A 12,437-nucleotide genomic window follows, 5' to 3' on the forward strand; every position below is an offset into this window, starting at 1 on the left:
GGCACATTAATTAAAAGGTTACGTTTAATCCCACATTGTAAATCTTGGTTTGCGGATAGAACTGTCCGCTTCCACTTGGCGCTTCAGGGTCAAAAATCTTCACTTTGTCGATGGTGACCAGGTTCTGACCACTTACATATACCCGGAGGTTTTGCAGTCCGATCCGTTTGCAAAGGGTGGTAGGTATATTGTAACCAAGATCCAGGGTTTTTAAACGGACGTAGTTGGTATTCCAATACCAGAAAGTATTCTGGCGGTTTACCCAGTACTCACGGTCACGGTCGTACGCTCTTGGCCATGATCCGTTGATGTTGTCTTCTGTCCAGCGGTCTTTTACATATGCCATCGGGAAGTTACCGATCAGCCCGGATTCTGTGCGGAGGTATTGGCTGGCGCCGGTAGCGCCCTGCCACAGCATGGTGAAGTCGAAGTTTTTGAACTTGGCGGTCATGGTTAACCCGAAGATCCAGGTAGGGTTTTCGGTACGGTCCATACGAACCCGGTCGAGATCATCAATAACGCCATCGTCGTTTTTATCCAGGAAGATAACATCGCCGGCTCTGGCGCCGCCTACGTGCGCGCTTTTGTCCACTTCATCCTGTGTTTTATAAATGCCAATGGCCTGGTAATAAAGTGGCGCGCCTATCTGTTTACCGGTGGCCTGCTGATATGCCGGAAGATTTGGCGTTTCGTCGAAGAACAATACTTTATTTTCTGCGTGAGTAACAGTTCCTATAATTTCATAATGGAATTTTTTGATGTCGTTTTTGTGGCTTAATACCAATTCGAATCCTTTGTTTTCCACTTTGGCGATATTTTCCTGTGGCAGGGTCATACCGGTATAACCGGGCATCGACTGGCTGCGGCTGGCGAGGATGTTGGATCTTTTAGTCAGGAAGTAATCTCCTTCAAAGGCCAGTTTATCTCCCAGTATTTTTGCTTCGATACCGAAATCATAGTTGTTGGCTACTTCCCAGGTGATGGCCTCGTTGGGCGACCGCAGCTGGTAAAGACCTTTGTTCAGATCTTCGCCCAGCATTACACCACCGGCGCTGAAGCCATAGGTGCTCAGGTATTGGAACGGATCTATCTGGTCGTTACCCATCTGGCCCCAGGATGCGCGCAGTTTAAAGTAGTCGAGTGTACGGATGCTTTTTTTCCAGAAGGCTTCGTTAGATAATACCCAACCTGCTGAAGCGCCGGGGAACAGTCCCATACGGCGGCCTTCCGGGAAATTCTGGGAGCCGTCGTAACGCATGTTATAATCAAACAGGTAGGTTTCTTTGTAATTATAGGAAATACGTCCGAAGTAATTACGGCGGGCATATTCAAAACCACTGCCGGCATTGTTCTTTTCTTTATCGCCGCCTAAATTCAACTGGTCCAGCTTATCGCTGATAAAGTACCTGCGGTTAGCAGAGAAGCCGTCATTTTTCAACGTGGCCTGTTCAAAGGCGATGAAGCTGCTGAGGTTATGCTTTCCGAAAGAACGTACATAATTCACTTTAAAGTTGACGGTGATTTGCCGTGTTGTACTGAACTGTTCCGTTAACTCCGGTGCGCTTACTCCCCTGGAACCCGCATTCAGCTTATGCGTAGGATCATTGGCATCTGCCAGCGTGTATAACGTCCAGGGTTTGATGTAAGATTTGTAGAAGTCGAAATTCTGATCGTATGCAAAACTACCATCTACAAACAATCCTTCTACCCCCGGAATATTCACAACGGCAGACATGTTGGTGTTGATCACATAGTTCTTATCGTTTGTGTAACCGATTGCATTTGTTCCCGTAACAACGGGGTTATCGCCGTATTCAATATCAGGCCCGGGCAGTCCGTTGGGCCAGATAGCGTTTTCTGTAGGGCGGCCGCGCATGAGGGATCTGAAAATAGAACCGGCACTGCGTGGAGGAAAGTTCCTGTTTTCGAGACGCCCTGCCAGGTCGAAACGCAGGCGGATGTAATCACTTACTACTGCATCCAGGTTGGCTCTTACGTTCTGTTGTTTGTAATTGGTGGCACTGCTTTTATAAATACCATCCTGGAATAACGAACCCAGGGAAACGTAGTACGACATTTTTTCTGTACCTCCGCTGAGCGACAGGTCGTGCCTGTTCTGCAAAGAGTATTTTTTAATCGCGGCATCGTACCAGTTGGTGTTAGGGTACAGCCATGGATCGGATCCATCTCCAAATTTCTTGATCTGTTCATCTGTATACTTCGGAGCGTCTCCTCCATACTTTAAAATTTCGTTCACCACTTTAGCATACGTAGGCGCATCAGCCATTTCCGGCAGCCTGGTGGGTGTTACAAAAGATTGGTTAAAGCCGTAACTCAGTGTAGGTTTACCTCCCTTACCACGTTTGGTAGTAACGAGGATAACACCATTGGCTGCGCGGGAACCATAAATGGCCGCAGCAGCATCTTTCAGAATGGAAACGCTTTCGATGTCGTTGGGGTTCATGCGCTCAAAGCCATCGCGCGGGAAACCATCAATTACAACGAGCGGGTTACTGTTACCTAAAGTACTGCGGCCACGGATAAAAATGCGGGAGCCATCGTAACCGGGCTCTCCACTGTTGTTAACGGCGATAATGCCGGGAATACGTCCAACAAGCGAATTAGAGATATTAACGTTTGGTGACTGCTGTAACTCGGCGCCTTTTACAGAAGATACTGCGCCGGTTTTAGTAACTTTTTTCTGTGTACCGTAGCCAACTACTACGTACTCGTCAAGTGTTTTCTGGTTTTCTTTTAATACAACATTCAGGGCCGTCTTTCCGTCTACTTTCAGCTCCTGTGCATCAAAGCCGATGTATTGGAATACGAGTACCGCATCTTTTTTTACATCGGTTAGTACATAGTTACCTTTTTCATCGGAAGTGGCTCCTTTCTTAGAGTCTTTCACCAACACCGTAACCCCGGGCAGCGGGTTACCGTTGATGTCTTTTACCTTTCCCTTAACTGTGAGATTTCCTTGTTGCCATACGCTGGGTAATGGCGCACGCGCGGTAATGGCGCTGCTGGTGGTTGCAAAAAGGCATAGCAATAGCATAGCCTTTGCATAACGTGGGTTCATGCTACAAGTGATTTTGGAAGATGATGAAATTTGTCTGTTAACTAGCTTTTCATAACGACGAAACGGGTATTCATGTCTATGTAAGATAAACATGAAAGGTTTAATTATTTTCTAAAAATAAATGTCGCAAATACAATTATTTTAAAAATTCTTCCTTAAAAAAAGAGGAAATGTAATTTCTACTAGTATAAGTATCTGGGAGACTAACTTTTCTTGTATGAAAAGTTCCGTGCCCGGTTCCTGGGGCGTTTTACCGTTGCAGGTTCAAAAAGTAGGTATCCGGTCAGCCCGCTGCAATTTTTATCTGCCGCAGATCTTTTTGCCAATCCCATTATCAGCTCCACTCAGTGGCCGTTTCCGGTTCAGGATCAGCCGGCAGTTCCTGATTATTATATTATTAAAAACCCACCAGTGGAGATGCTGGTGATTTTTTTTGCATAATTTTATACCCTTAAGCGTTATTTGAACGTTATAGTAACATCAACCATATGGTTTTATGAAAAAACGTTACTTTCTCATAGCTATCCTTTCAATGGTAACATTGCTGTTTTCCTGCAGTAAGGAAATGAGCAATGAAGGAGAAGGTACACAACCCTCCAACAGTAATTGCGAATATGCTCCTTACACGAACGGCTCCTCCTTTTCCTACATTAACATAAATAGCGCTAAAGACACGATTACCTATACCCTCACGGTTTCAGAAGATACAACCATCAACGGCATTGTGTATAAAAAAGTGGGGAACGACAGCGTATTTACCTGCTCCAACTGTAAAGACGGTATCTATACACAAGTGGCCAGCATCCTTACTTTTCAGGGTTACAGCGCAGACAGCCTGGAGCTTACCTACCTGAAAGATAATGTACCCGCCGGCACCAGCTGGAAAGACACTATTACTGTGAACAATGGTGGCGTAACCACCTCCGGCATCCTGGAATTCACCATCACAGAAAAGGATATCACCAAAACGGTGAATGGCAAAAACTACGCCTCCGTGATCGCCGTGAAAATGGACGCCTATGCCATTGTTTTTGGCAACCCGGTTTCTGTGGGCACTATCTCTACCAGCTATTACGGCAAAGGAGTAGGACTGATAGAAGCTGATCAGCTGCATGATACCACCACCATCGTTTCTTATACCATAAAGCCTTAATAGGCCGCACTCACCATCGAGAGCAGCCGCTCTACCGCCCTTCTTACACTGGTAGCGGATTCATGATGATTATTCACCAGCACACTGAATACCAGCGTTCTCTTTTTCTTTGTTTCCAGGTAGCCGCTTAATGCTACCACACCGTTCAACGTACCCGTTTTGGCGTGTACTTTCTGTTGCTGATAGTAGTTCTTCAATGTTCCCCTGCCGCCGGTGGGGAAAATTTGCCAGAGACGTTCCTGCGGAAACTGTTCCCGCATCAGGGTGAGCACGGTTACAAAGTCGCGGGGCGTAAACAGGTTATACCGGGAAAGACCGGAACCATCCTCCCATTGCGGCGGATGCGGCAGGCTTTTGAGATCGCCGGCAAGCAGGTACTTAATGGTGCGGGCGCTGCTGATGGTATCCCATAAAGCGGAAGAGGCCATCATCAGTGTTTGTTCTGCAAAGAAATTATCGCTGCGCTCCATCATCGGGATAAACAACGAATCTGACGGGATGCTTTTCAGTACCGTGTAGTTTCCCGCCGGCGGTATAACGGCCAGCCCTATACGTTTATGCAACGTGTCTTCCAACCTTTGCCGCAGCTCTTGTACCGATCCGGTGATGAAAGGCACTTCGGCTTTTTTCAATGCTTTATCTTTCGGATTGTATTTCAGGTAGAATAAATTATTCCGTTCATCCCTCGACGTGATAGTTTCGCTCAGGGTATCATCTTCCATAATATCCAGGTCATAAAAAGCAGGTGTGATGCTATTGTTGTTACCCTGGTGATGGATCCGTACCACATTGCCGTACATGGGCCATTCATTTAGCTCCGGCTGATAGTCGTCGGCATAGTCGCCCCAACCCCAGCCCGGGCCGAAACGTTGATTGGCATTTACGCCTTGCACCAGGTATATCTTTTTAGCGGTTTGCTGCAACAGCCGCAGCAGGGGTTGGTAGTTGTAGTCCGGGTGAAGAAAAGACGGATCGCCCATTCCTTTTACAAAGAGAGCCGTATCGTTTTCATAATACCGCGCCGCCGGAAGAGAATCCCCCAGCAGTTTCAATCCTGCGTACAACGAGAAGATCTTGGTATTGGATGCGGGTGTGAAAAACTTATTGTCCTGGTACTGGTACCAATATTTCCCGGTGGCCGGTTCATAAATACAGATGCCCACATGTGCCTGCTCCATTGGTATTTTATGAAGCAGTTCTGCTTCTGCCCATTTCTTTATCGCCGCCACCTGGGCAGTTACACTTCCCCCGGTTAATATGGATATAATTACTACCAGTAATTTTTTCATAGATGGAAATTACGAATTGTGCATTACGAAACAGGGATTTATGAGAAGACCATTTTATTGATCTTCCCATAAATCCCTGATTCGTTTTTTTGACCTGGTAATTTTATCAGGTAAAATATTTGGTAATGCCTGGTTTTGCGTAAGCATAATTACCGGAAGCATCCGGCATAACCGGCGGCTGCGCATCAAATGAATATGATTTAGGATGCAGATCCAGACCGGAGTTCAGCGCTACATTCCAATCGATCACCTGGCCGGAATAAGTAGCCAAACGGCCTATGATCGCAGAAAGGGTAGCCTGCGCACCTCTTTCCGCATCTGCAAATTTGTATTCGCCTTTGGCAATAGCGGCAAACAGTTCATCGTGTTCCGTTTGGTAGGGATTGTTTTCTTTCTTCTTATCAAACTGGTATAACACTTTGCCTTTATGATCCACTATCTGGGCTTTATCACAGTAGATACGGCCCTTTGTTCCTACAATTTCCTCGTCTACTTTGCTGGGAGCGTCTTTCCAGTGGCGGCACTGGCTGTTCATCACTACACCGTTGGCATAACGGTACTCCACAAAGTGGTGGTCAAATATTTCACCGAACTCTTTGCCGGTACGCACAGCACGGCCGCCCATACCACCTGCGGTAACAGGGGTAGCGCCCATGAACCAGTTGCCCACGTCAATATTGTGGATATGCTGTTCTACGATATGATCGCCGCAGAGCCAGTTGAAATAATACCAGTTGCGCATCTGGTATTCCATTTCAGTATATTCAGGCTTACGGGGTTTAACCCACAACGCGCCCTGGTTCCACCACACCTGTGCCGACAGCATATCACCGATCATACCATCCTGGAAGCGTTTGTACAGTTCGCGGTAAGAATTCTGGTAGCGGCGTTGTAAACCTACTACTACGTTCAGCTTCTTGGTTTTAGCCACAGCAGCAGCTTCCAGTACTTTTTTAATACCGGCGGGATCTGTTGCTACTGGTTTTTCCATGAAGACATGTTTCCCTTGTTTAACCGCTTCTTCAAAATGAATGGGTCTGAAACCCGGAGGGGTGGCAAGGATCACTACATCCGCCAGTGCAATGGCTTGTTTGTATGCGTCGAAGCCAATAAATTTATTGCTTTCAGGTACGTTTACCCGGTTGGCTTTATCGCCCAGCGCTTCTTTAATATCATTAAAGCTGTTGCTCAGCCTGTCGGGGAAGGCATCCGCCATTGCTACCAGCTCCACATTTTCTTTTGTGCTGAGCGCCTGTGTAGCAGCACCTGTACCGCGGCCACCGCAGCCAATCAGGGCTATTTTGATAACACCGGTAGATCCTGAGAAATAATTTGCTTTGGATAAAATAGGCATAGCCAACAAACCGCCCGCAAGCAAGGTAGTTTGCTTTACGAATTCGCGGCGGCCTTCACCGTGGAATTTCTTTTCGTTGTCCATAAATGAATAAGATTTTTAGATTTTTGGATGTTGAATCTTTCTAGCGTGCTCCTTTATATTTCGCGATCATCTCTTCAAAAAATGTTGTGGCTTCTGCTGCTGTTGGTTGTTTCACTGGTCTTACTATCCTGAAGCCAACAAAGGGGGCGTCTGCATTCCACCAGGAGCTTTTTGGGATCTGCGGGTCCCGGCGGTTCCAGATGGGGTCCGACTTCAGGCGGGCGGCGCTGCGAAGCAGCGGGGCTTCATCCTGGAAGCTGCCGCCTTTCAGCAGTCGCGGGGTTTTAGCGGTAGGCTGTGTCCAGGGATCAGTAGCGGCTGCATTGGCTACGCCGTTTTCATCATATTGGTCCAGTGTCCATTCTTCCACATTGCCCAGCATATCGTATAATCCCCAGGCATTGGGTTTCAGCTGTCCTACCTTATGGTATTTATTATCGCTGTTGCCCTGGAACCAGGCGTACTCTTTCAGCTGACTGTCATTGGCGCCAAAAGGATACGCTGTAGTGGAACCTGCCCTGCAGGCATATTCCCATTCTGCCGCTGTTGGCAGGCGATAAAAAACACCGGTTTTAATGTACAGCCACTGGCAATACATCAGGGCCGCATACTGGCTCATACTGTTGGCGGGAAATCCACCGGATTTGCCCATTCCCAGGGTAAGGTCAATATATGGCGGACTCGGACGGGTCATTCCATCCGGTGTGGGGGTTTTATCCTTTTCCGCATCGGCATATATATCGTATTCATCAAAAGTAACTTCAGTAGCGCCCATCCAGAAATCCGAAATTGCTACCTTCTTTGCCGGGCCTTCATCTTTCTTCCTTCCTTTTTCACTGTCGGGGCTTCCCAGTTGAAAGCTGCCTCCTTTTACTGGTACCATTTTAAAACTGACATCGGTTCCGGGGATTTGCTGGCTATAAGCTTCGAATGCCTGTTTTGATTGTGCTACAACAACAACCTGGCTGAACAATCCGCCCAGCGCTAAGGTCACATACTGTTTAATCATCTAACGTGTTTGAAAATATATAAGTGGGTGAATCTAAAAAAAACTAATCTGGAAAGCAATATTTTTTTATGAATGCGAAAATGGGCTGATGAATTGAAAATTTTTCATCAATATTAGTATTTCCTTAGAAAAGCGATTAAATTTAGCTCCCTGTCAATTATACAATCAATCAAACGTTATGGAAAGAAGAAAATTCCTGCAAAACGGCACCCTGGCCGGTATTTCAGCTCTGGCACTGGGAGGCATCAGCAACGCTGCGCAAGCTGCCGGCGCCAATAACGCCAGCGTGGCCGGAAAGCCGTTTAACATGAACTATGGCCCTCACGATGGCATGTTTAAAAACAGTGCCAATGGCGGCAACTTCCTGGACCAGATAAAATATATGTACGACCAGGGATTCCGGTCTATCGAAGACAATGGCATGCTGGGACGCTCTCCTGAGGAACAATCCAAAATAGGCGAACTCCTGAATAAACTGGGCATGACCATGGGCGTGTTTGTAGTAGATACCGGCAACAACTGGAAACCCTCCCTGGCCACAGGCAAACAGGAATTTAAAGAGGCTTTTATTAAAACCTGCAAAACCAGCCTGGAAACAGCCAAACGTTGTAACGCCAAATGGGCCACCGTTGTACCCGGCTATTTTGAACGGACGCTCCCGATCGGCGTTCAAACCGCACATGTAATCGATGCACTGCGCAGTGGCGCGGAAATCTTTGAACCGCATGGCCTCATCATGGTGCTGGAACCACTGAGTGATAACCCCGACCTGTTTCTCCGTACCGCCGAACAAAGCTTTGAAATATGCAAAGCCGTGAAAAGTCCTTCCTGCAAAATTTTATACGACATCTACCATATGCAGCGCAATACCGGTAACCTCATTCCTGTAATGGACTGGTGCTGGGATGAAATTGCCTATATCCAGATCGGCGACAACCCCGGTCGTAAGGAACCTGGCACCGGCGAAATCAATTATAAAAACATCTTTAAACATCTCCACAACAAAGGATATAAAGGTGTACTGGGCATGGAACACGGGATCGCCGGAAAAGGAAAAGAAGGCGAAGACGCACTGATAAAGGCATACCGCGAAGCAGACAGTTTTATATAAACAACTGATAAGTAGCTGTTGGTAACAAAACATTTGCCTGTTACCAACAGCTAAACTTTGCCATTCACTTTTTTTTTCGTTACCTTAACTAGTAAAATGACGTACAATGGGTTTCCTGCTTCGTATACTAGTTAGTGCTTTAGCTGCCATGTTAACCGCCTACCTGCTGAAACCGGCAGTAAAAGTTGATAGCTTCATTACCGCGCTGATACTGGCGCTGGTGTTAGCGCTGTTAAATGCCCTGGTTAAACCCCTGCTCATTTTACTGACATTCCCGGTAACCATCGTTACCCTCGGGCTTTTTCTTTTTGTTATCAATGCACTGATCATTCTACTGGCCGCTAAACTGGTACCCGGTTTTAAAGTGGATGGTTTCTGGTGGGCCCTGCTTTTCAGTATAGTCATGACCGTAATCAACAGCGTCATGATCAGCCTTGCCGGCGGTAACAACGATTAGCCCTTACCTTTACTGCCTGTTAAAAAGCCAATTCATGCACTTTGACCGGTCAGACCTGAGCGATGCGCAATTAGTGTCTTTCTATAAAGCGTTGGTATATCCACGGCTTATAGAAGAAAAAATGCTGTTGCTACTTCGACAGGGTAAAATAAGTAAATGGTTTTCAGGCATCGGCCAGGAGGCTATTGCCGTAGGCGCCACCCTGGCGCTGGAAGCAGACGAGTGGATACTTCCGCTGCACCGCAACCTCGGCGTGTTTACCACCCGCGAAATGCCACTCCACAAACTATTTCAGCAATGGCAGGGAAGCGAAGACGGCTACAGTAAAGGCCGCGAACGCTCCTTTCACTTTGGCAGCAGGCCACATCACATATGTGGTATGATCTCCCATCTCGGGCCCCAACTCTCCATTGCCGACGGCATTGCACTGGCACACCAGCTGAAAAAAGAAGAAAAGGTATCCCTCACTTTTACCGGCGAAGGCGGTACCAGCGAAGGAGAATTTCATGAAGCGCTCAATGTGGCCGCCGTATGGGGACTGCCGGTCATCTTCCTGATAGAAAATAATGGTTACGGACTAAGTACTCCCGTCAGTGAACAATATCGCTGCGCCAGCCTGGTGGATAAAGCCATCGGCTATGGCATGGAAGGCGTACAGATAGATGGCAACAACCTGCTGGAAGTATATCAAACCATACGAACCGCAAGGACCTATGCCATCAAGGAACAGAAACCAGTACTGATAGAAGCCATGACCTTCCGCATGCGCGGCCATGAAGAAGCCAGCGGCGTGAAATATGTGCCTCCGGCCCTGTTTGAGGAATGGGGTAAAAAAGATCCCATCACACAATATGAATCCTTCCTGGTGCACGCAAACATACTTTCTGCAGAAAGTATGGCCGCTATCCGGGAAGAACTGAAACATGAAATAGAAGTACAAGTGGCCGCGGGCCTTACCGATACCCCGTTTATTGCCAATACACAAACAGAACTAAATGACCTCTATGCCCCGGCTCCCGCTCCCATAACCGCTTCGGGACCATCTTCAGAAAAGCGTTTTATCAATGCCTTGTCCGACGGTCTTAAACAGGCGATGGAGCAACACCCGGAGCTGATCCTGATGGGGCAGGACATTGCAGCCTATGGTGGGGCTTTTAAAATCACGGAAGGCTTCCTGGAACTGTTTGGCGCAAACAGGGTGCGCAATACCCCACTGTGCGAAAGCGCGGTGATCGGCGCTGCACTGGGCCTCTCTATCGGGGGATTCAAGAGCATGGTGGAAATGCAGTTCGCTGATTTTGTGACCTGTGGCTTCAACCAGATTGTGAACAACCTGGCGAAAATACATTACCGCTGGGGTCAACCGGCTGATGTGGTGATCAGGATGCCCGCCGGTGGCGGGGTTGGCGCCGGTCCTTTTCACTCACAAACCAACGAAGCCTGGTTTACCCATGTACCCGGCCTGAAAGTGGTATACCCTTCCAACCCCGCAGACGCCAAAGGATTGCTCACAGCGGCTTTCGCCGACCCCAACCCCGTCATGTATTTCGAACATAAAGCGCTGTACCGCAGCATCAGCGGACCAGTACCCGATAATTATTACACCCTGGAAATAGGGAAAGCTGCGCTGGTACAACCCGGAGAAGATATCAGCATCATTACCTGGGGCAGCGGCGTACACTGGGCGCTGGACTACGCCCAACAACACCCGGCGCTTTCTATCGCTATCCTGGACCTGCGTACCCTGCTGCCACTCGATTACGCGGCCATCCGCGAAATAGTAGCGGCAACCGGTAAAGTGCTGATCCTGCATGAAGACACGCTGACAGGCGGCTTTGGCGCGGAAATCAGCGCCTGGATCGCTGAACACTGCTTCCCTCTCCTGGATGCCCCGGTGATGCGGTGTGCCAGCCTGGATACCCCCGTGCCTTTTGCCGGCGTCCTGGAAAAAAATTTTCTCGCCAAAGCAAGGCTGGACAAGTACATACAGCAATTAACCAACTGGTAACCGGCCGTTTGATTGGGAATATGCCTTGAAAGTTTTAATTTGCATCCGGAATAATATAAAATCATTATACAATGTTGATGAATCTTTTAACAGTAGTACACACCACCAATTTTTATAAAGTTGGCGATAGTATCGGAGGTTTCCTGGCTCCTGTGGCCATTATCATTTTTGCTGCCATGTTTATCTACGCATGGGTTAAATACGCAAAAATCTAATTGCAATAGTTTTTCACATCGCATTATAAATAGAAGGGGCCATCTCAATGAGATGGCCCCTTCTATTTATAAAGTTTCTTCAAACTTCCAGCTTTTCATGGTAAGCTGCGATAGCACGGAAGTATACCGGATCACTCTTCCGGACGTATATACTGGTTATAATAGTGTTCGGTGTAACGCAAATTCTCTTCGTCAAAACATACCAGGATCACTTCTTCTATTTCTGTATTTTTCTCCAGGTACTTCACGATGGTGTCCATCGCTATTTTTGCAGCAAGGTCTTTAGGAAAATGGTAGATGCCTGTACTGATATTAGGGAAGGCAATACTTTTCAAATGGTGCCGGTCGGCCAGCTCCAGTGAGTGCCGGTAGCAATTGGCCAACAGGATATCTTCTTCACGGGTGCCGTTGTTCCAAACCGGTCCTACCGTATGAATAACATGTTTTGCCGGTAAACGACCGGCAGTGGTAATAACCGCTTCGCCGGTTTTGCATCCTCCCTGCCGGGCAACAATGGCCCTGCAATCATTGAGTATATCCGGCCCGCCGGCGCGATGAATGGCTCCATCCACACCACCTCCACCCAAAAGCGAAGAGTTGGCCGCGTTAACAATGGCATCTGCCTTTACTTTTGTGATGTCGCCCTGAATTATGCTGATCTTTCTATATGCCATAGGA

Annotated in this window: 11 protein-coding genes; 6 read left to right on the top strand and 5 right to left on the bottom strand. The window is 47.6% G+C overall.

Annotated features, from left to right (window positions below):
- Positions 1-10 precede the first annotated feature (10 nt).
- Positions 11-3,079, bottom strand: a complete 3,069-nt coding sequence (locus PV783_RS02825; protein WP_420987047.1) for a SusC/RagA family TonB-linked outer membrane protein — start codon at positions 3,077-3,079, stop codon at positions 11-13.
- Between the two features lie 213 nt (positions 3,080-3,292).
- Here PV783_RS02825 and PV783_RS02830 point away from each other — a divergent pair, with 213 nt between their 5' ends.
- Both PV783_RS02830 and PV783_RS02835 read left to right on the top strand, forming a co-directional pair.
- Positions 3,293-3,520 (top strand): hypothetical protein, encoded by a 228-nt coding sequence (locus PV783_RS02830; protein ID WP_420987048.1) that lies wholly within the window; start codon positions 3,293-3,295, stop codon positions 3,518-3,520.
- 55 nt (positions 3,521-3,575) lie between these two features.
- Positions 3,576-4,232, top strand: a complete 657-nt coding sequence (locus PV783_RS02835) for a hypothetical protein (protein WP_420987049.1) — start codon at positions 3,576-3,578, stop codon at positions 4,230-4,232.
- Here PV783_RS02835 and PV783_RS02840 read toward each other — a convergent pair.
- The 3 genes from PV783_RS02840 to PV783_RS02850 form a co-directional block, all read right to left on the bottom strand.
- Complete coding sequence (locus tag PV783_RS02840; RefSeq protein ID WP_420987050.1) at positions 4,229-5,521, bottom strand: D-alanyl-D-alanine carboxypeptidase/D-alanyl-D-alanine-endopeptidase; 1,293 nt, start codon at positions 5,519-5,521, stop codon at positions 4,229-4,231. The genes PV783_RS02835 and PV783_RS02840 overlap by 4 nt on opposite strands.
- 106 nt (positions 5,522-5,627) lie before the next feature.
- Complete coding sequence (locus PV783_RS02845; RefSeq protein WP_079471429.1) at positions 5,628-6,959, bottom strand: Gfo/Idh/MocA family protein; 1,332 nt, start codon at positions 6,957-6,959, stop codon at positions 5,628-5,630.
- A gap of 40 nt (positions 6,960-6,999) precedes the next feature.
- Positions 7,000-7,968 (bottom strand): formylglycine-generating enzyme family protein, encoded by a 969-nt coding sequence (locus tag PV783_RS02850; RefSeq protein ID WP_420987051.1) that lies wholly within the window; start codon positions 7,966-7,968, stop codon positions 7,000-7,002.
- Positions 7,969-8,146: 178 nt separating this feature from the next.
- On the opposite strand from PV783_RS02850, the gene PV783_RS02855 reads away from it, so the two are divergent.
- From PV783_RS02855 to PV783_RS02870, 4 genes are all read left to right on the top strand, one after another.
- Positions 8,147-9,079: a hydroxypyruvate isomerase family protein gene (locus PV783_RS02855; RefSeq protein ID WP_420987052.1), complete on the top strand. Its 933-nt coding sequence runs from the start codon at positions 8,147-8,149 to the stop codon at positions 9,077-9,079.
- Positions 9,080-9,185: 106 nt separating this feature from the next.
- Positions 9,186-9,536, top strand: a complete 351-nt coding sequence (locus PV783_RS02860; protein WP_079471432.1) for a phage holin family protein — start codon at positions 9,186-9,188, stop codon at positions 9,534-9,536.
- Between the two features lie 34 nt (positions 9,537-9,570).
- Positions 9,571-11,544 carry an alpha-ketoacid dehydrogenase subunit alpha/beta gene (locus PV783_RS02865; RefSeq protein ID WP_420987053.1) on the top strand — a complete coding sequence of 658 codons (1,974 nt, stop codon included), beginning with the start codon at positions 9,571-9,573 and terminating at the stop codon, positions 11,542-11,544.
- 71 nt (positions 11,545-11,615) lie between these two features.
- Entirely contained in the window at positions 11,616-11,759 is a 144-nt protein-coding gene (locus tag PV783_RS02870; protein ID WP_159454376.1) for a hypothetical protein, read from the top strand.
- A 131-nt stretch (positions 11,760-11,890) separates the two neighbouring features.
- Here PV783_RS02870 and PV783_RS02875 read toward each other — a convergent pair whose 3' ends face one another.
- Positions 11,891-12,433: an O-acetyl-ADP-ribose deacetylase gene (locus PV783_RS02875; RefSeq protein WP_079471434.1), complete on the bottom strand. Its 543-nt coding sequence runs from the start codon at positions 12,431-12,433 to the stop codon at positions 11,891-11,893.
- Between the last annotated feature and the right edge of the window lie 4 nt (positions 12,434-12,437).

The organism is Chitinophaga sp. CC14, from assembly GCF_048957795.1.
In the GTDB taxonomy this organism is placed as follows: domain Bacteria; phylum Bacteroidota; class Bacteroidia; order Chitinophagales; family Chitinophagaceae; genus Chitinophaga; species Chitinophaga ginsengisegetis.